This window comes from Bradyrhizobium sp. BRP22 (assembly GCF_020194175.1).
Classification (GTDB): Bacteria; Pseudomonadota; Alphaproteobacteria; order Rhizobiales; family Xanthobacteraceae; genus Bradyrhizobium.
Genome location: NZ_JADYVX010000010.1, coordinates 195126 through 212781 on the forward strand (window position 1 = coordinate 195126; position 17656 = coordinate 212781).

The following is a 17656-nucleotide window of genomic DNA, read 5'->3' on the forward strand; positions in this document are numbered from 1 at the left end:
CGTGATCGAAGGCCCCTCAACCCAAGGGAGGAAACACCATGACCGCCCCCAAGCTTGATCGCCGTCAGGTCCTGAAACTGGAAGCCGCCGCGATGGCCGCGCTCGCCGGCGGCATGCCGGTTGCGGCGGGTGCAGCCAACCTCATCACCGAGCGCGCCGAAAGCGAACTGAAGTGGGACAAGGCGCCCTGCCGCTTCTGCGGCACCGGCTGCAGCGTGATGGTCGCCACCAAGGACAACCGCGTCGTCGCCACCCATGGCGATATCAAGTCGGAGGTCAACCGCGGCCTCAACTGCGTCAAGGGCTATTTTCTTTCCAAGATCATGTACGGCCACGACCGCCTGACCAAGCCGATGCTGCGCAAGAAGGGCGGGACGTACGACAAGAACGGCGACCTCACCGAGGTCTCGTGGGACGAAGCCTTCGACGTGATGGCGGAGAAGTTCAAGGCTGCGCTGAAAAAGCGCGGGCCAAGCGGCGTCGGAATGTTCGGCTCCGGCCAGTGGACGATCTTCGAAGGCTACGCGGCATCGAAGCTGTTCAAGGCCGGCTTCCGTTCCAACAATATCGATCCCAATGCGCGGCACTGCATGGCTTCCGCGGCCGTCGGCTTCATGCGCACCTTCGGCATCGACGAGCCGATGGGCTGCTATGACGACATCGAAGCCACCGACGCCTTCGTGCTGTGGGGCTCGAACATGGCCGAGATGCACCCGATCCTGTGGACCCGCGTCGCCGATCGCCGCCTCTCCGCACCGCATGTACGCGTTGCCGCGCTTTCCACCTTCGAGCATCGGTCGTTCGATCTCGCCGACATCGGCCTCGTGTTCAAACCGCAGACCGATCTCTATCTGCTCAACGCCATCGCCAACCACATCGTCAAGACCGGACGAGTCAACAAGGATTTCGTCAACAAGCACACGCTGTTCAAGCGCGGCCAGACCGATATCGGCTATGGCCTGCGGCCCGACCACCCGCTGGAGAAGAAGGCGACCGGCCGCGCCAGGGCGGGCGATGCCCAGGACATGAGCTACGACGAATACGTCAAGTTCCTCTCCGACTACACGCTGGAGAAGGCGGCCGAGATGGCCGGCGTCCCGCTCAACCGGCTGGAAGCGCTGGCCGAACTCTATGCGGATCCGAAGATCAAGGTCACGAGCTTCTGGACCATGGGCTTTAACCAGCACACCCGCGGCGTCTGGTGCAACAATCTCGTCTACAACATCCACCTCCTCACCGGAAAAATCTCCGAGCCCGGCAACAGCCCGTTCTCGCTGACCGGTCAGCCTTCGGCCTGCGGCACCGCGCGCGAGGTCGGCACCTTCTCGCACCGCCTGCCTGCCGACATGGTGGTGACCAACAAGGAGCATCGCGAGAAGGCCGAGCACATCTGGAAACTTCCCGAAGGCACCATCCCGGACAAGCCCGGCTATCACGCCGTGCAGCAGAACCGGATGCTGAAGGACGGGCTGCTCAACGCCTACTGGATCCAGGTCAACAACAACCTGCAGGCCGCAGCCAACGGCAACGAGGAGACCTATCCCGGCTATCGCAACCCCGAGAACTTCATCGTGGTGTCGGACGCCTATCCGACCGTGACGGCGCTTGCCGCTGACCTCATCCTGCCGGCGGCGATGTGGGTCGAGAAGGAAGGCGCCTACGGCAATGCCGAACGCCGCACCCATACCTGGCATCAACTGGTCTCGGCCCCGGGCGAGGCGCGCTCCGACCTCTGGCAGCTCATGGAATTCTCCAAGCGCTTCAAGGTCGAGGAAGTCTGGCCGGAAGAACTGATCGCGAAGCAGCCGGAGTACCGCGGCAAGACGCTGTTCGACGTGCTCTACCGCAACGGCCAGGTCGACAAATTCCCGGTCGATGACATCGAGGCCGGCTACGTCAACGACGAGGCCAAGGCGTTCGGCTTCTATGTCCAGAAGGGCCTGTTCGAGGAATATGCCTCGTTCGGCCGCGGGCATGGCCACGACCTCGCGCCATATGACACCTATCATCAGGTGCGCGGATTGCGCTGGCCGGTGGTCAACGGCCAGGAAACTCGCTGGCGCTTCCGCGAAGGTCTCGACCCCTATGTCCAGCAGGGTACGGGCGTGCAGTTCTACGGCTTCCCCGACGGCAAGGCTCGCATCTTCGCGCTGCCCTACGAGCCGCCGGCGGAATCGCCCGACAAGGACTTTCCATTCTGGCTCTCAACCGGCCGCGTGCTGGAGCACTGGCACTCCGGCACCATGACCCGCCGCGTTCCCGAACTCTACCGGGCTTTTCCCGAAGCCGTCTGCTTCATGCATCCTGACGATGCTACCGAGCTGAAGCTGCGCCGCGGCGACGAGGTCAAGGTGGAATCCCGCCGCGGCTTCGTCCGTGTCCGGCTGGAGACGCGCGGCCGCGACCGGCCGCCGCGCGGCCTGGTGTTCGTGCCGTGGTTCGATGAATCCAAGCTCATCAACAAGGTGACGCTGGACGCGACCGATCCGCTGTCGCTGCAGACCGACTACAAGAAATGCGCCGTGCGCATCGAGAAGGTGACAACGACATGATCGGAAAGCCCGCTATGGTTGTTCTCGCCATTGCGCTTGTCGCCGCGTCGAGCTCGCTGCTCGCGCAAGGCGTCACGTCCGGCCTGCGCGGTCCCGCTCCGCTCAACGAGGAGGGACCGGCGCCGCCGATGACGCCGATGCGCAACACCGCGGAAAGGGATATCCGCAACTATCCGGAGCAGCCGCCGGTGATCCCGCACTCGATCGACGGCTATCAGGTCGATATGAACGGCAACAAATGCCTGTCCTGCCACGCCCGGGCCCGCACGGGCGAATCGCAGGCGCCGATGGTGAGCATCACCCATTTCATGGACCGCGACGGGCAATTCCTGGCCTCGGTATCGCCGCGCCGCTACTTCTGCACGGAGTGCCGCGTACCGCAGAACGTCACGACGCCGCCGGTGACCAATGATTTCGTCGACATCGACACCCTCTTGAACCGCGCAGCGCCGGGTGGCCACCGATGAGCGAGGTCGACAAGGCGCCCAGCCAAGGCTGGTTCGCGAAGGCGTGGCGTTTTGCTCTCGAACTATGGGACGTGCTGATCCGGCCGAGCTCGGTGTTCGGGCTCGGCGTGCTGGTGCTTGCCGGATTCGTCGCCGGGGTGATCTTCTGGGGCGGCTTCAACACCGCGCTGGAACTGACCAATACCGAAAAATTCTGCACCGGCTGTCACGAGATGCGTGACAACGTCTTTGCCGAACTCAAATCCACCATCCACTTCACCAACCGCTCTGGCGTGCGCGCGACCTGCCCGGACTGCCATGTCCCGCACAACTGGACCGACAAGATCGCCCGCAAGATGCAGGCTTCCAAGGAAGTCTGGGGGCATATCTTCGGCAGCATCGACACCCGCGACAAGTTCGTCGATAACCGGCTCGAGCTCGCGCTGCATGAATGGGCGCGGTTCAAGGCCAATGATTCGCTGGAATGCCGCAACTGCCACAGCGCTGACTCGATGGACATCACCAAGCAGTCGCCGCGGGCGAGCGTGGCGCATCAGCGCTTCCTGTTCACCGGCGAGAAGACCTGCATCGATTGCCACAAGGGCATCGCCCACCATCTGCCGGACATGCGCGGCGTTCCGGGCTGGCAATAGGTGGGTATCCTTGGGTATCCTGGGGCGGCCGGCCAGCACCTTGCGCCGGCAGCGTGAATGGCTAGGTTGAGAGGCCGAGTCGGCGGGCGTCCGCCCGCTTGTCCTCTCCTCCGCCGAGACCCATGACCACCTTTACGCCGCATCAGGATTCCGCGCTGCAAGCCGTCGCCGACTGGCTCAAGGCAAAACCCGGCAGGAACGGCACGCCGCCGATCTTCCGGCTGTTCGGCTATGCCGGCACCGGCAAGACCACGCTGGCGCGCCACATCGCCGAAGGCGTCGACGGCGAGGTGAAGTTCGCGGCGTTCACCGGCAAGGCCGCGCTGGTGATGCGCAACAAGGGCTGCGACAACGCTTCCACGATCCATTCCCTGATCTACCGCGCCCGCGAATCCGGCGTCGAGCAGCCGACATTCGAATTGTGGGACGACGCGCCGGCATCGAAAGCCAAGCTGATCGTGATCGACGAATGCTCGATGGTCGATGCCGAGCTCGGCCGCGACCTGATGTCGTTCGACTGTCCGCTGCTGGTGCTCGGCGATCCCGCGCAGCTTCCGCCGATCCAGGGCGCCGGCTTCTTCACCAATGCCGAGCCCGACGCAATGCTGACCGAGGTGCACCGCCAGGCGCAGGACGACCCGATCGTGCGGATGTCGATGGACATCCGCGAAGGACGCGAGCTCGAGATCGGTCGTCACGGCGAGAGCGAGGTGGTGCCGCGCAACGAGCTCGATCCCGAGCGCGTCATGAATGCCGACCAGGTGCTGGTCGGCCGCAACAACACCCGCCGCGCCTACAACATGCGGATGCGGCAGCGGCAGAATATCGAGGATCCCCTCCCCGTTGCCGGCGACAAGCTGGTCTGCCTGCGCAACAACCGCAAGAAGGGCCTGTTCAATGGCGGCCTCTGGCGAGTGAAGGCACGCGCGCAGTCGAAGTCCAAGATCATCACCATGCGCGTGATGCCGGACGAGGATTTCGGCCACAAGGTCACCAAGGTCTCGGTGCGCGGCGAATGCTTCGGCGGCGCCATCGAGACCATCCCGTGGGAACAGCGCAAGCCCTACGACGAATTCGACTACGGCTACGTGCTCACCGTGCACAAGTCGCAGGGCTCGCAATGGGACGACGTCGTGCTGTTCGACGAAAGCTTCGCGTTCCAGGACAGCCGCGCGAGGTGGCTGTACACCGGCATCACGCGAGCGGCGAAGCGGCTGAGCGTGGTGGTGTAGTATCCTTGCACACTCAACCCTCATCCCGAGGAGCCGCGAAAGCGGCGTCTCGAGGGATGGCCGCGGGCGAGAACGGGGCCTGATGGTTCGAGACGGCGCTTCGCGCCTCCTCACCATGAGGGTCGAGCAACGGCACGCGGCGCGCCGGGTAGGACGAGCGGTGCGCTGCTCCGTCCCCGAGCCACCAAGCTTCCCCTGATCCTGAGGAGCGCGAAGCGCGTCTCGAAGGATGAGGCCACCGGCAGCGCCTCTTGCATCCTGCACCGCCCTGGCTCACGGACTCGTGTCCCTCCGGCCGTAACAACCCCGTCCCCGGTCCGTATCTTGGGGCATCCAGGAGAAGACCGCCCGATTTCCGAAACCCGGCTTCCGTTCTAGACTGGCCCTGCCCTCCCATCCAAAGAGGAAACCATGTCCACTCGCCCGTTCCGCCGCCTGTCGCTCGGCGCTGCCGCCCTCGGCGCGCTGGCCATTGCCTCCTTCGCCGCCGTCCCGTCGCGTGCCGCCGAGGACGCCGTGATCATTCCTGCGCCTGCGGTCGATGCGAAGGCCGCCGACGGCATCCAGACCGCAGTGCTGGCGGGCGGCTGCTTCTGGGGCGTGCAGGGCGTGTTCCAGCACACCGCCGGCGTCGTCAGCGCCGTTTCCGGCTATGCCGGCGGCAGCAAGGCGACCGCCGACTACAACATGGTCTCGACCGGCACCACCGGGCATGCGGAATCCGTCGAGATCAAGTACGACCCGAAGCAGGTCTCCTACGGCAAGCTGTTGCAGATCTTCTTCTCGGTGGTGCACGACCCGACGCAGTTGAACCGCCAGGGCCCCGACACCGGCACGCAATATCGCTCGGCGATCTTCGTCACCAATGACGATCAGAAGAAGGTGGCGGAGGCCTATATCGCCCAGCTCAATGCCGCCAAGGTCTACAAGAAGCCGATCGTGACCAAGATCGGCGCGCTCGAAGGGTTCTATCCGGCGGAGGCCTATCACCAGGACTACCTGACGCTACACCCCAACCAGCCCTATATTGCGTATAATGACATCCCGAAGGTCGAGAACCTGAAGAAGATCTTCGCGGAGAACTACAAGGAGAAGCCGACATTGGTCGGCAACACCAAGGTCACCAATTAACGGCAGTTGCCGTCATTGCGAGGAGCGAAGCGACGAAGCTATCCATCTCTCCGCGTGCTGCGGCACGGATTGCTTCGCTTACGCTCGCAATGACGAACTAAATCATGGGAGTTTTCATGTCCGACACCAAGACCCCAGACAAGGTCGTCAAGAGCGACACCGAATGGCGCAAGGAACTGACGCCGATGCAATATGCGGTGCTGCGCGAGAAGGCGACCGAGCGTCCCTTCACCGGCGAATATGAGCACGAGCACCGCAAGGGCACCTATGTCTGCGCCGGCTGCGGCCAGACCTTATTCGAGTCCGATGCCAAGTTCGATTCCGGCTGCGGCTGGCCGAGCTTCACGCAGCCGGCGGCGGAAAGCCACGTCGACGAGGAGACCGACCTCAGCCACGGCATGGTCCGCACCGAAGTCCTGTGCTCGAAATGCAGCGGCCATCTCGGCCACGTCTTCCCCGACGGCCCCGGCCCGACCGGTCTGCGCTACTGCATCAACTCCGCAGCGCTGAAGCTGCAGCCGAAGTAACTATTAACGCGTCATTCCGGGATGGTCCGCAGGACCAGACCCGGAATCTCGAGATTCCGGGTTCGATGCTTCGCATCGCCCCGGAATGACGAAGCGTAGCTCGGTCGAGATCGCTACGCAGCCAGCGCGCCGCGCTCCATCGCGAGCTCGGCCTCGAGGCTGGCAATATCCCGGTAGATTGACGCCACCGCGAGCACTCGGCCATTTCTCCTGTAGCGCACCACGCAGTCCTTTGCAGCGATATCGCCGTCGACTTCGATCTCGTCCCATTTCTCGGCGTGGCCGACATAGTTGATCGGCACGTCGTAATGCTGGCTCCAGAAGAACGGCACCGCGTCGAAGACCTCGCGCTGGCCGAGCATGTTGCGCGCCGCAGTCTGGCCCTGGCGCTCGGCCACCACCCAGTGCTCGACGCGGATGTTCTCGCCGGAATGCCGATCCGGCCAGCGCGCGATATCGCCCGCCGCATAGATGCCGGGGTGGCTCGTTTCGAGATAGGCATTGACGGTGACGCCGCGATCGATCGCGAGCCCGGCCTTTTCGGCGAGCGCAACGCGCGGCCGCACGCCGACGCCGATCACGACGAGATCGGCGTTGAGCACGCCGCCGCTCTGCAGGCTCGCGCGCTTGCCGTCGATCGCGATGACGGTGTCGCCGAGGTGAAACACGACGCCGTGCTCTTCATGCAGGCTGCGGACGAAGTCGCCCATCTCAGGCCCGAGCACGCGCTCCATCGGCCGCTGCTCGAGCCCCACGACATGAACCTCGATATCCCTCGCCCGCAACGAGGCCGCGACCTCGAGCCCGATGAAACTTGCACCGATCACAACCGCGCGGCGCGCCCCGCTCGCGGACGCGATGATCGCGCGGCAATCATCCAGCGAGCGCAGCAGATGGACATGGGGCTGATCCGCGCCCGGAATCAAGAGACGCACCGGCTCCGCGCCGGTCGCCAACAACAACCGGTCATACGGAACGGCCCTGCCATCGGCGAGGACCACCTGGCGGCCTGCGGGATCGATCGAGGCAACTTTGGTCTTGAGCCGCAGATCGATCGCGGCATCGGAATAGAAATCGTCCGGCCGCAGCGGCAGCCAGTCCTCCGGCGCGCTGCCGGCAAGATAGTCCTTGGACAGGTTCGGCCGATCCACCGGCGCTGTCGTCTCGCCGCTCAGCATTACGATGCTGCCGCGATAGTTCTGCCGTCGCAGCATCTCGGCGGCGGCAAATCCGGCCGCGCCGCCACCCACGATCACGATGCGGCCGAGCGCATCGATCACGCCTTTCACGCGGGGCTTGAGCTGCCTGCCCTTCTCGCGGACAAAAATGCGATCACCTTCGTGCTCGACCTTCCATACCGAGAGCGCGTTCAACGCAGGTGCGCGTGAAGCCTCCCCCGTCCGCAGATCGAAACAGGCGTGATGCCAGGGACAGCGGACGCTTTCGCCGACGACGAGGCCTTCCGCGAGCGGCCCGTGATAATGGCTGCAATGGGCGTCGATCGCGAAGATCTCCGCCCCTGAACGCGCCAGCAGCACGTCTTCATCGCCGACATGGCCGAGCAGGATCTCACCGGAAAAGTCAGAGAGCGTCACGCCCTGCGACAGATCGGGACCGGAGGGTTGGGCTTGCTGGTCGGCCATGACTTCCTCCGTTTTGGTTTGAGACTTGAAGCCTATCCGGCCAGCGCCGCCTTCACCAGGCCGCTGGCCCTGGCGAAATCCATCTGCCCGGTGTACTTCGCTTTCAGCGCACCGATCACCTTGCCCATGTCCTTGATGCCGGCGGCATTGGTCTCGGCGATCGCGGCCGATATCGCGGCCTTCACCTCATCCTCCGACATCTGCTTCGGCAGGTAGGCCGAGATCACCGCAATCTCTTCGCGCTCCTGCGCAGCAAGCTCGGCGCGGCCGCCCTTGTCGTAGAGCTCGACCGCTTCCTGGCGCTGCTTGATCATCTTCTGCAGCACGCCGAGCAATTCGCCATCCGAAAGCGGCGGCTTGCCCTGCCCGCGCGCGTCGATATCGGCATTCTTGATGGTCGAATTGACCATGCGCAGCGTGGAGAGCTTGCGCTCGTCCTTCGCCTTCATGGCGTCCTTGACCGCATTATTGATGTCATCGCGCAGCATGGCCGTATCCTTGAATGATCAAACCTTCCATCTAGGCCGTTCGTTCCGCGAGAACAACCTCAGTTCCGCAGCCACTCGACCAGTGTTTCCGCGGTCGCCTCGGGTTGTTCCGGCTGCGGCAGGTGCCCGCAATTGGGCAGGATCACGAGCTTGGCGCCGGGAATGCCGTTCGCCATCTCAACCGACAGCGAATTCGGGATGGTGTGATCCTCGTCGCCCGTCAGCACCAGGGTCGGGCACTTGATCCAGGCCAGCGTCGGCCGCGAGTCGGGCCGGCTGATCACCGCCGTCTGCTGGCGGATGAAACCTTCGACCCCGACCTCCTCGCCCATGTCGTGGACAAGCCGGCGCAGGCTGGCATCCTCGCGCCGCGCCGGGTGCACGAAGCCGGCAAACAGCTCATCCAGGACACCACTGAAATCGCCGCTTTTTGCGCGGGCCATCGTGCCGCGGCGGCGGTCGGAGGCCTCCGGCGTGTCGGGACGGGCCTGGGTATTGATCAGCGCCAGCTTTGCCACCCGATCCGGCGCCTGGCGCATGATCTCGAAAGCGATGTATCCGCCCATCGAATGCCCGGCCAGCGCAAAGCGTGGCGGCGCTTCCGCCAGGATCCGCCGCGCGATCGCCCCCATATGGTCGTCGCGGATGTGGTTGGCGACCGTGACCGGCCCGAACCGCCATAATGCGGGCACGACAGGTGCAAAGATCCGTGGCGACGAGACGAGGCCCGGGACGAGCAGGATAGGCATCGTGTTGTCCATGCGGGGCTCCGGACGGGCAATTTTGGCAGGAAACGAGGTCGCGGCGGGAACCCTAGCCTAAAACCCCGGAACCGCCAGTCAAATAGGCGCAAAACCCGTGTGAATGGATGCCCTTTCGCTTTGACGCGGCAGGATGTGGGAACTATGTAAAGCGCTCATGACCACATCCGAAAACGCTTCAGCCTGGCCGGACCTCAAACCGACCGCGCTCCTCGTGCTCGCCGATGGCACCGTGCTGGAAGGCTTTGGCCTCGGCGCGGAAGGCCAGGCCGTCGGCGAAGTCTGCTTCAACACCGCCATGACCGGCTACGAGGAGATCTTGACCGATCCCTCCTATGCCGGACAGCTCATCACCTTCACCTTCCCGCATATCGGCAACGTCGGCACCAACGACGAGGACATCGAGACGGTGAACATGGCGGCAACGCCGGGCGCGCGCGGGGTGATCCTGCGCACCGCCATCACCGATCCCTCGAACTACCGCGCCACCCGCCATCTCGATCAATGGCTGAAGGCGCGCGGCATCATCGGCCTCTCCGGTATCGATACCCGCGCGCTCACCGCGCTGATCCGCAGCAAGGGCATGCCGAATGCCGTCATCGCGCATTCGAAGGACGGCAGGTTCGACCTGCACGGCCTGAAGGAAGAGGCGCGCGAATGGCCCGGCCTCGAAGGCATGGACCTGGTGCCGATGGTGACCTCCGGTCAGCGCTTCACCTGGGATGAGACGCCGTGGGAGTGGGACAAGGGTTTTGGCCGGCAGACCCATCCCGAATTCAACGTGGTCGCGATCGACTACGGCATCAAGCGCAACATCCTGCGCCTGCTCGCCGGCGTCGGCTGCAAGGTCACGGTGGTGCCGGCGACCACTTCGGCCGAAGACATTCTGGCCATGAACCCGGACGGCGTGTTCCTGAGCAACGGCCCCGGCGATCCCGCCGCAACCGGCAAATATGCCGTGCCCGTGATTCAGAAAGTGATCGACTCGGGCACGCCGACCTTCGGCATCTGCCTGGGGCATCAGATGCTCGGACTTGCCGTCGGCGCCAAGACCAAGAAGATGCACCAGGGCCATCACGGCGCCAATCATCCCGTGAAGGACGAGACCACCGGCAAGGTCGAGATCACCTCGATGAACCACGGCTTCGCCGTCGATCAGGCAACGCTACCTGCCGGCGCAACGCAGACCCATGTCTCGCTGTTCGACGGCTCCAACTGCGGCATCCAGCTTGACGGCCGGCCGGTATTCTCCGTGCAATATCATCCGGAAGCCTCACCAGGCCCGCGCGATTCGCACTATCTCTTCAAGCGCTTCGCCGATCTGATGCGCGACAACAAGCGCGCGTAGTCTTCCCAGCCTGGCAAGGGAACGTCAGGCGCCGAAACGGAGTTGTAGGATCGGTAGAGCGAAGCGAAACCCATCGTCTCGAGTCCTCCATCGCGATGGGTTTCGCTTCGCTCTACCCATCCTAAGGGAGGCTCGCCATGTCCGTCGTCAAGGCCGATGCAAAGCCGCTCACGATCGTCTTCGAGGATGACGGCCTGGTGCCGAACAGTCGGCTGCCGTTCCTGGTCTACAAGGCTGCCGTCGCGGTCGACAACGACCATCCGGAGAAGACCATCGAAGGCCTGTTCGGCGCCAATGGCTGGGGCGCGATGTGGCGCAACGGCATCTTCGATTACTTGCACTATCACTCGACCGTGCACGAGGTGCTCGGCGTCTCCAGAGGACATGCACGGGTGCAGTTCGGCGGCGAACGCGGCAAGGTGCTGGAGATATCCGCCGGCGACGTCGCGATCCTGCCCGCCGGCACCGGGCATCAGTTGATATCCGCAAGCGATGATTTCTGTGTGGTCGGCGCCTATCCGCCGGGGCCGCCGATGGAGATCACGCGGCCGACGCCTGAAAATCACGCCAAGGCTCTGAAGACGATCCCGCAGGTCGCAACGCCCAAGACCGATCCGGTGATGGGCGAGAACGGCCCGCTGGTGGAGCTATGGAAGCGCGGCTAGGACGCGAGCGTGCGGCGCAACGCAACAACCGATGAGCAAGCTGGCTCACATTTTGCGATTGTGCTAAACTAATGCTCGTGGAGGTAGTCGAGCAGTCGTTCTTCGACAGACGTTCTTTAGCATTTAATTCAACAATCTGCCCAGGCGCCGTGCGGCGTCTTATGCGGTGACTGCAGCACGCTCTTTTCTATGCGCGATTTGTCGCGCGTGAGCGTGAACATCTCGAAGTCGAAAAATCCAACAGCGGCGAGCGGAGCCCAACCCGGGCGATAGCTCACGACAGCACACATCAGTTGATGAGGAGGCGACATGTTTCGAGGAATTCTGACGCTGACATTGTCTCTCGGCCTGGGCGCGGCGGCTGCCCCTGCCGCACTGGCGCAAGCGGCGCCAGCAATCACCGAGCAGGAGGCGCACGCGATCGCGGTGGACGCCTATATCTATTTCTACCCCATGCTGTCGATGGATGTGACGCGCAAGCAATTCACCAACGGCACGACCGATTTCAAGGGGCCGATGAACACGTTCGTCAACGTGCCCGAATATCCGCCGGCGAATTTCAAGGGTGTGGTGCGCTCCAACTTCGATACGCTCTATTCCGTATCATGGCTCGACATGACCAGGGAGCCGGTAGTGATCTCGGTCCCCGATACCGATGGACGCTACTACCTGCTGCCGATGCTGGACATGTGGAGCGACGTCTTTGCATCGCCGGGCTGGCGAACGACAGGCACCAAGGCAGGCACCTTCCTGCTGACGCCCGCCGGCTGGCGACCGGATCTGCGCGACAGATTTGTCGAGGAGTTCAAGCTGCCAAAGGACACGCAGCGGATCGAAGCGCCGACGCCCTATGTCTGGGTGATCGGCCGCACCAAGACCGACGGCCCAGCAGACTACGATACGGTTCACAAGATACAGGCGGGCTACAAGATCGCGCCGCTTTCCGAATTCGGCAAGACGCCCAAGCCCGTCGAGTTCAAGCCTGACCCAAGCGTCGACATGAAGACGCCGCCGAAGGTCCAGGTCGATTCCATGTCGCCAGGCGTCTATTTTGCCTATGCCGCAGAGCTGCTCAAGCTTCACCCGCCTCACGTTACGGATCAGCCGATCATCGCGCAGATGAAGAAGATCGGCATCGAAGCCGGCAAGAGCTTCGACATCGGCAGGATCGACCCTGTCCTGCAGCGAGCCTTCGAGACCGCCCCGCAGGACGCGCAGAAGCTGATGGCCTGGAAGGTGCCGACCCTGGCGAGGGTTGCGAACGGCTGGTCGATGAACACCGATACGATGGGTGTATACGGCAACTACTATCTGAAGCGTGCCATCGTCGCGCAATTGGGGCTCGGTGCGAATCTGCCCGAGGACGCCATCTATCCGCTCAATCTCGGCGACGACACCGGCAAACCGCTCGACGGCGCGAACAAGTACACCATCACGTTCGAGAAGAACGCCGCCCCGCCGGTCAATGCATTCTGGTCGATCACCCTCTACGATCCGGAAGGCTTCCAGGTCGGCAACGTGCTGAACCGCTTCGCCGTCAGCAGTTGGATGCCGTTCAGGTACAATGCGGACGGCTCGCTCGATCTGTACTTCCAGAACGAAAGCCCGGGCAAGGACAAGGAAACCAACTGGCTTCCGGCGCCGAAGGGCCCCTTCAACCTGACCATGCGCCTCTACAGTCCGAAGTCCGAGGCGCTGACCGGAAAATGGAATCCTCCGCCCATCATGAAGACGCAGACAACGGTGGGATTGTCGGCACAGTAAGTCTTGATGGAGCGTCGACGCTCGCAGCGGCGGCGCTCCCTGCCGAAAACGGTGACGGGCGCTGGTCCGGTTGGGGAAGGAAGGCTGACCGATCTGCGTCCGAATATCACGGTAACTTTGCGAGTGCCGTGTGAACCAGCTCACTGAGCGGGCTCAATCTTAGATAGACAATCCCTGCCTGCACGACACTTCATTCTTGTCTTGCTTTTCACCAACGGGAGATTGTCATGCGTGCACGTTCTTGTCGTTGCATCAATTGCATTACGCCGCCTCACGTTCTCAAGAAACTGCTCGACAACTCCGACGCCAGGGTCCGCGATGCGGCGCTGCGCACATTATTGGCGACCTCGCGTCTGCGCGGCGAGCGAAGCGTTCGGAGCCTTTTTGCCTCGGCCGCTGCGGCTTCATCTCATGGGCGCCGCACGATTTCGGACTGTTCGAACGGCACCTTTCTGGCCACGGCGACCGTCGCCCGGACCGAGGATGGTCCGGCCGCGAACGACGAGGCGGTCAATCGCGCATTCGAGGGGCTGGGCGACACCCGCGCATTCTACAGCGAGGTCTTTGACCGCGACTCGCTCGATGGACACGGCATGCGCCTCAATGCCTATGTCCACTATGGTTCGGAGTACAACAACGCGTTCTGGAACGGCAGCGAGATGGTCTTCGGTGACGGCGACGGTGTGCTGTTCACCGACTTCACCAAGTCGATCGACGTCATCGCTCACGAGTTGACGCATGGCGTGACCGAGTTCACGGCCGGACTGCAATATCATAACCAGTCGGGCGCGCTGAACGAGTCGATGTCCGACGTCTTTGGCTCCTTGGTCAAGCAGTGGGTCAACAAGCAAACGGCTGTCCAGGCCGACTGGCTGATCGGGACCGATATCTTCACGCCGGCGATTGGCGCCGATGCGCTGCGGTCGCTGAAGGAGCCGGGCAAGGCCTACAACAGTCCCACCCTGGGACGCGATCCGCAGCCTGATCACATGAGCAAATATGTGAACCTGCCTGACAACGATGCCGGCGACAACGGCGGCGTGCATATCAATTCGGGCATTCCGAACAAGGCGTTTTATTTGGCGGCCACCAACATTGGCGGCTTCGCGTGGGAGGCGCCAGGGCACATCTGGTACGCAGCGCTCTTGGCGTCGACGCCGTCGACGGATTTCCAGGAATTCGCCGATACGACCTATCTCAAGTCCGGCCAGCTCTATGGCACGCACAGCGCCGAGCAACAGGCGGTGCTGTCGGCCTGGAAGGACGTCGGCATCCGCATCAGCGGTGTCCAGAGCCTGGCTGGAACCTCGACGCGCATGCGCCGGCAGGCGAATGGCAACGGGCACGACGAAGACCCGGCCGACGTCGCACGCAAGATCGAGCAGCTCTCGGCCCAGCTTGCAATGCTGTCAAAGGAAGTTGCGGGCCTGAAAAGCAGGGGCAAGTCGCACTAGCTGATACGACTTTGTCCTCGTCCTTGCCGCTGGTAGGTTGGCCGACATGAAAGTCACCCTGGTCCAGCGCGGCGGTTTGGCGGCAGGCATCAATCTGCAGCGCCCGCCGCAGGTCGTCGACGCCGCGACGCTGGACGGCACGGAGGCCGCCGAACTCAAGGCGCTGGCGGACGCCGCAATCGCGGCGCCTGCCGGCAATGCTCCCGGCAAAGCTCGCGACGAGATGAGCCACGTGATCACCGTGGAAGACCAGGGACGGCAGACCGTCCTTTCACAGTCCGACACCACAATGTCGGCCGAATTCGGCGAACTGCTGGCTTGGCTGCGGCGCCACCTCAAGAACCGTTAGCGTTCCCGACCAAGGCCCCGACGCGTGAGCGAGAGCGGCGCCAAATTCCCCTCAACGTGATCCATGCGGCATCCCGGGCCCTTGGGTTCGCCGGCCCCGCGTGCTTGGATATGATGGACAATTGAGTCTATGCGTTGATAGGCTGGAGGACCCGACCATGTCTGACATCCCGCATGCCGTCGATCTCTCGGTGAAGCCCGAGGTTACCGCGTTCTTCGATCCGGCCACCAACACCGTCAGCTATGTCGTCAAGGATCCGGGCTCAAAGGCCTGCGCCGTGATCGATTCCGTGATGGACATCGACTATGCCGCCGGCCGCATCGCCTACCAATCCGCCGACAAGATCATCGATTTCATCAGGCAATCCGGGCTCAAGCTCGAATGGCTGATCGAGACCCATGTTCATGCCGACCATTTGTCGGGCGCGCCCTATATCCAGGGCAAACTCGGCGGCAAGATCGGTATCGGCGAGAAGATCACAGTCGTGCAGGAGACGTTCGGCAAGATCTTCAACGAAGGCACCGAATTCCAGCGCGACGGCAGCCAGTTCGACCGCCTGTTCAAGGATGGCGACACCTACCAGATCGGCGCGATGAAGGCTTTCGCGCTCTATACGCCTGGCCACACGCCCGCCTGCATGACGCATGTGATCGGCGATGCCGCCTTTGTCGGCGACACCCTGTTCATGCCGGACGGCGGCTCGGCGCGGGCGGATTTTCCGGGCGGCAACGCCCGCGATCTCTACCGCTCGATCCGGCGGATTCTGTCGATGCCGAACCAGACTCGCCTGTTCATGTGCCACGATTACGGTCCGAACGGCCGCGAGATCCGCTGGGAGACGACGGTTGCCGAGCAGCACGCCCACAATATCCACGTCCATGACGGGATCACGGAAGACGAATTCGTGGCCATGCGCGAGGCGCGCGACCGCACATTGCAGATGCCCAAGCTGATCATCCCTTCGCTGCAGATCAACATGAAGGGCGGCAAGCTTCCGGGGCCGGACGCCGACGGCAAGCAATACCTGAAAGTGCCGCTCAACCTCTTATAACAAAACGGCAGCGGAACCTGCCGCCCGCTGCCGTTTGCAATCTTCGTAGCCTTCGAACCCGCGCCCTACGCCGCGTTGCTGCCTTCCTGACGGCTGGCCTCGAACAGGAACCAGGTGCGGCGCTCGGTCTCGTCGATGAAATTCTCGAGGATGCTTGCGGTGGCGGCGTCGCCGTGTTCGTCGGCGAGGTTGCGGGCCTTTCGCATCGCGGCCGCGATGTGCTTGTTGTCTTCCATCAATTCGCGCAGCATCTCGCGCGGCGGCACGTAGTCCTCGTTGTTGTCCTTGATGGTCTGCAGCTTGGAGACCTGGCTGATCGATTTCAGCGTGACGCCGCCGATCTTGCGCACCCGCTCGGCGAGCTGATCGGTGGTGGCGAAGATGGCGTCCGACTGCTCGTCCAGCATCAGGTGGTAGTCGTGGAAGTGCCGGCCGCTGACATGCCAGTGGAAATTCTTGGTCTTCAGGTAGAGCGCGAAGGCGTCCGCCAACAGCGTATTGAGCGCCGCCGAGACCTTGGTGACCGCCTCGTTGGGCAGATCGGTCGGCGTGTCGAGGTCGGGGGAAATTTTGTCGGACTTTGGATCAGGCTTGGCTTTGCTCACGTTGGACCTTCCTGTTAGGAAACCGGGCACCGGCGGCCCAAACTCGCGGTCGCCGGTCCCTCTAACGCATCATACAGATGCCGGTTCCTGTACCGGAACCCCAAGTTTTTGCCGGGCACCCTGCCGATGGACGAATGGATCGATTATTACGATTCCACGCATACGATTTATGTCAGCAAGCTGCATCGCGACCTGCATTTTCAGATCATTGCGCGGGATATCATTGGCTATATTTCCTCCCCCGACGCCGTGGTGCTCGACTATGCCTGCGGTGAGGCGCTGTCCGCAGGCCAGGTGGCGGATGCCTGCGCAAGGCTTTATCTCGCGGAGCCCGCGCCGGGCGTCCGCGGGCGGCTGATCGCGCGCTTTGCGGCCAACACCAAGATCCAGGTGCGCTCGCTGGATGACGTGCGCGAAATGGCCGAAGGCTCGGTCGATCTGGTCGTCATGAATTCGGTCGCGCAATACATGACGCCCGACGAGCTGGACGCCGCATTCGCCGTCATTCGCCGCCTGCTCAAACCCTCCGGCCGATTCGTGCTCGGCGATATCCTGCGCCCCGAGGTCGGCATGGCCAGGGATGTCGCCGCGCTCTTGGGTTTCGGCGCCCGGCACGGCTTCCTCAAAGATGCCCTGCTCGGGCTGATCAGCACCGCGCTATCGGATTATCGGCAATTGCGCACGCGGATCGGCCTGCAGCGTTACGGCGAGGAAGAGATGCTGAAGAAGCTCGCGGCCGCGGGCTTTGCCGTCTCCCGGGCGCCCCGCAATATCGGCCACAATCCATGGCGGATGACCTTTGTCGCGCACCATGCCCCCACATGATGTGGTGTACGCCAATGTTAGGGTTAATCCGGGGTAAGGGTTGGCCAGCGCCCGCGAAATAGGCAATGATCGTCTTGGCCCGGTGGCGGAGCGTCGACGCGGGAGCAGTGCATTGCTCTTTATCCTGGTTCAAATCCAGGCCGGGCCTCCAACCTTCTCAAC

17 protein-coding genes and 1 tRNA gene are annotated in these 17656 nt (G+C 63.2%); 14 read left to right on the plus strand and 4 right to left on the minus strand.

The genetic code is table 11. The annotated features are described in order from the left end of the window. The first annotated feature begins 38 nt into the window (after positions 1-38). The 6 genes from napA (at position 39) to msrB (ending at position 6541) form a co-directional block, all read left to right on the plus strand. Entirely contained in the window at positions 39-2552 is a 2514-nt protein-coding gene (gene napA / locus I6F35_RS16110) for a periplasmic nitrate reductase subunit alpha (protein WP_225118661.1), read from the plus strand. Continuing rightward, positions 2549-3019 (plus strand): nitrate reductase cytochrome c-type subunit, encoded by a 471-nt coding sequence (locus I6F35_RS16115; protein WP_225118662.1) that lies wholly within the window; start codon positions 2549-2551, stop codon positions 3017-3019. Before napA ends, I6F35_RS16115 begins: the two co-directional genes overlap by 4 nt. After that, positions 3016-3651, plus strand: coding sequence for a NapC/NirT family cytochrome c (locus I6F35_RS16120; RefSeq protein WP_225118663.1), 636 nt, complete (start codon positions 3016-3018; stop codon positions 3649-3651). Before I6F35_RS16115 ends, I6F35_RS16120 begins: the two co-directional genes overlap by 4 nt. A 122-nt stretch (positions 3652-3773) precedes the next feature. Next, a complete protein-coding gene (locus tag I6F35_RS16125; RefSeq protein WP_225118664.1) occupies positions 3774-4883 on the plus strand; it encodes an ATP-dependent RecD-like DNA helicase in 1110 nt (369 codons plus the stop codon). Positions 4884-5294: 411 nt separating this feature from the next. Further along, positions 5295-6014: a peptide-methionine (S)-S-oxide reductase MsrA gene (msrA, locus tag I6F35_RS16130; protein WP_225118665.1), complete on the plus strand. Its 720-nt coding sequence runs from the start codon at positions 5295-5297 to the stop codon at positions 6012-6014. A 116-nt stretch (positions 6015-6130) separates the two neighbouring features. Continuing rightward, positions 6131-6541, plus strand: a complete 411-nt coding sequence (msrB, locus tag I6F35_RS16135; protein WP_225118666.1) for a peptide-methionine (R)-S-oxide reductase MsrB — start codon at positions 6131-6133, stop codon at positions 6539-6541. 113 nt (positions 6542-6654) lie between these two features. Here msrB and I6F35_RS16140 read toward each other — a convergent pair whose 3' ends face one another. The 3 genes from I6F35_RS16140 to I6F35_RS16150 are packed head-to-tail and all read right to left on the minus strand — an operon-like array spanning position 6655 to position 9433. Further along, positions 6655-8184, minus strand: a complete 1530-nt coding sequence (locus I6F35_RS16140; protein ID WP_225118667.1) for an FAD-dependent oxidoreductase — start codon at positions 8182-8184, stop codon at positions 6655-6657. Positions 8185-8216: 32 nt separating this feature from the next. Further along, complete coding sequence (locus I6F35_RS16145; protein WP_225118668.1) at positions 8217-8672, minus strand: GatB/YqeY domain-containing protein; 456 nt, start codon at positions 8670-8672, stop codon at positions 8217-8219. A gap of 59 nt (positions 8673-8731) precedes the next feature. Then, on the minus strand, positions 8732-9433 hold the full coding sequence (locus I6F35_RS16150; protein ID WP_225118669.1) for an alpha/beta hydrolase: 702 nt from the start codon (positions 9431-9433) through the stop codon (positions 8732-8734). 157 nt (positions 9434-9590) lie between these two features. Between I6F35_RS16150 and carA the strand changes: the two genes are divergently transcribed. From carA to I6F35_RS16180, 6 genes are all read left to right on the plus strand, one after another. Beyond that, positions 9591-10781, plus strand: a complete 1191-nt coding sequence (gene carA, locus I6F35_RS16155) for a glutamine-hydrolyzing carbamoyl-phosphate synthase small subunit (protein ID WP_225118670.1) — start codon at positions 9591-9593, stop codon at positions 10779-10781. 137 nt (positions 10782-10918) lie between these two features. Continuing rightward, positions 10919-11446 carry a cupin domain-containing protein gene (locus I6F35_RS16160; protein WP_225118671.1) on the plus strand — a complete coding sequence of 176 codons (528 nt, stop codon included), beginning with the start codon at positions 10919-10921 and terminating at the stop codon, positions 11444-11446. A gap of 309 nt (positions 11447-11755) precedes the next feature. Further along, a complete protein-coding gene (locus I6F35_RS16165) occupies positions 11756-13210 on the plus strand; it encodes a DUF1254 domain-containing protein (protein ID WP_225118672.1) in 1455 nt (484 codons plus the stop codon). A 227-nt stretch (positions 13211-13437) separates the two neighbouring features. Continuing rightward, a complete protein-coding gene (locus I6F35_RS16170) occupies positions 13438-14664 on the plus strand; it encodes a M4 family metallopeptidase (RefSeq protein WP_225118673.1) in 1227 nt (408 codons plus the stop codon). Between the two features lie 46 nt (positions 14665-14710). Further along, positions 14711-15013 (plus strand): protealysin inhibitor emfourin, encoded by a 303-nt coding sequence (locus tag I6F35_RS16175; protein ID WP_346283170.1) that lies wholly within the window; start codon positions 14711-14713, stop codon positions 15011-15013. Between the two features lie 157 nt (positions 15014-15170). Further along, positions 15171-16064 (plus strand): MBL fold metallo-hydrolase, encoded by an 894-nt coding sequence (locus I6F35_RS16180; protein ID WP_225118675.1) that lies wholly within the window; start codon positions 15171-15173, stop codon positions 16062-16064. A 65-nt stretch (positions 16065-16129) separates the two neighbouring features. Here I6F35_RS16180 and I6F35_RS16185 read toward each other — a convergent pair whose 3' ends face one another. After that, entirely contained in the window at positions 16130-16669 is a 540-nt protein-coding gene (locus tag I6F35_RS16185) for a DNA starvation/stationary phase protection protein (protein ID WP_225118676.1), read from the minus strand. Between the two features lie 126 nt (positions 16670-16795). Here I6F35_RS16185 and I6F35_RS16190 point away from each other — a divergent pair, with 126 nt between their 5' ends. Both I6F35_RS16190 and I6F35_RS16195 read left to right on the plus strand, forming a co-directional pair. Next, positions 16796-17494, plus strand: coding sequence for a class I SAM-dependent methyltransferase (locus I6F35_RS16190; protein WP_225118692.1), 699 nt, complete (start codon positions 16796-16798; stop codon positions 17492-17494). A gap of 76 nt (positions 17495-17570) precedes the next feature. Next, positions 17571-17645 (plus strand) — tRNA-Ala (locus I6F35_RS16195). Positions 17646-17656: the final 11 nt, after the last annotated feature.

Coding starts and splice junctions, on each gene's coding strand:
- napA (WP_225118661.1), top strand. CDS start 39: ATGACCGCCCCCAAGCTTGATCGCCGTCAGGTCCTGAAACTGGAAGCC.
- I6F35_RS16115 (WP_225118662.1), top strand. CDS start 2,549: ATGATCGGAAAGCCCGCTATGGTTGTTCTCGCCATTGCGCTTGTCGCC.
- I6F35_RS16120 (WP_225118663.1), top strand. CDS start 3,016: ATGAGCGAGGTCGACAAGGCGCCCAGCCAAGGCTGGTTCGCGAAGGCG.
- I6F35_RS16125 (WP_225118664.1), top strand. CDS start 3,774: ATGACCACCTTTACGCCGCATCAGGATTCCGCGCTGCAAGCCGTCGCC.
- msrA (WP_225118665.1), top strand. CDS start 5,295: ATGTCCACTCGCCCGTTCCGCCGCCTGTCGCTCGGCGCTGCCGCCCTC.
- msrB (WP_225118666.1), top strand. CDS start 6,131: ATGTCCGACACCAAGACCCCAGACAAGGTCGTCAAGAGCGACACCGAA.
- I6F35_RS16140 (WP_225118667.1), bottom strand. CDS start 8,184: ATGGCCGACCAGCAAGCCCAACCCTCCGGTCCCGATCTGTCGCAGGGC.
- I6F35_RS16145 (WP_225118668.1), bottom strand. CDS start 8,672: ATGCTGCGCGATGACATCAATAATGCGGTCAAGGACGCCATGAAGGCG.
- I6F35_RS16150 (WP_225118669.1), bottom strand. CDS start 9,433: ATGGACAACACGATGCCTATCCTGCTCGTCCCGGGCCTCGTCTCGTCG.
- carA (WP_225118670.1), top strand. CDS start 9,591: ATGACCACATCCGAAAACGCTTCAGCCTGGCCGGACCTCAAACCGACC.
- I6F35_RS16160 (WP_225118671.1), top strand. CDS start 10,919: ATGTCCGTCGTCAAGGCCGATGCAAAGCCGCTCACGATCGTCTTCGAG.
- I6F35_RS16165 (WP_225118672.1), top strand. CDS start 11,756: ATGTTTCGAGGAATTCTGACGCTGACATTGTCTCTCGGCCTGGGCGCG.
- I6F35_RS16170 (WP_225118673.1), top strand. CDS start 13,438: ATGCGTGCACGTTCTTGTCGTTGCATCAATTGCATTACGCCGCCTCAC.
- I6F35_RS16175 (WP_346283170.1), top strand. CDS start 14,711: ATGAAAGTCACCCTGGTCCAGCGCGGCGGTTTGGCGGCAGGCATCAAT.
- I6F35_RS16180 (WP_225118675.1), top strand. CDS start 15,171: ATGTCTGACATCCCGCATGCCGTCGATCTCTCGGTGAAGCCCGAGGTT.
- I6F35_RS16190 (WP_225118692.1), top strand. CDS start 16,796: ATGGACGAATGGATCGATTATTACGATTCCACGCATACGATTTATGTC.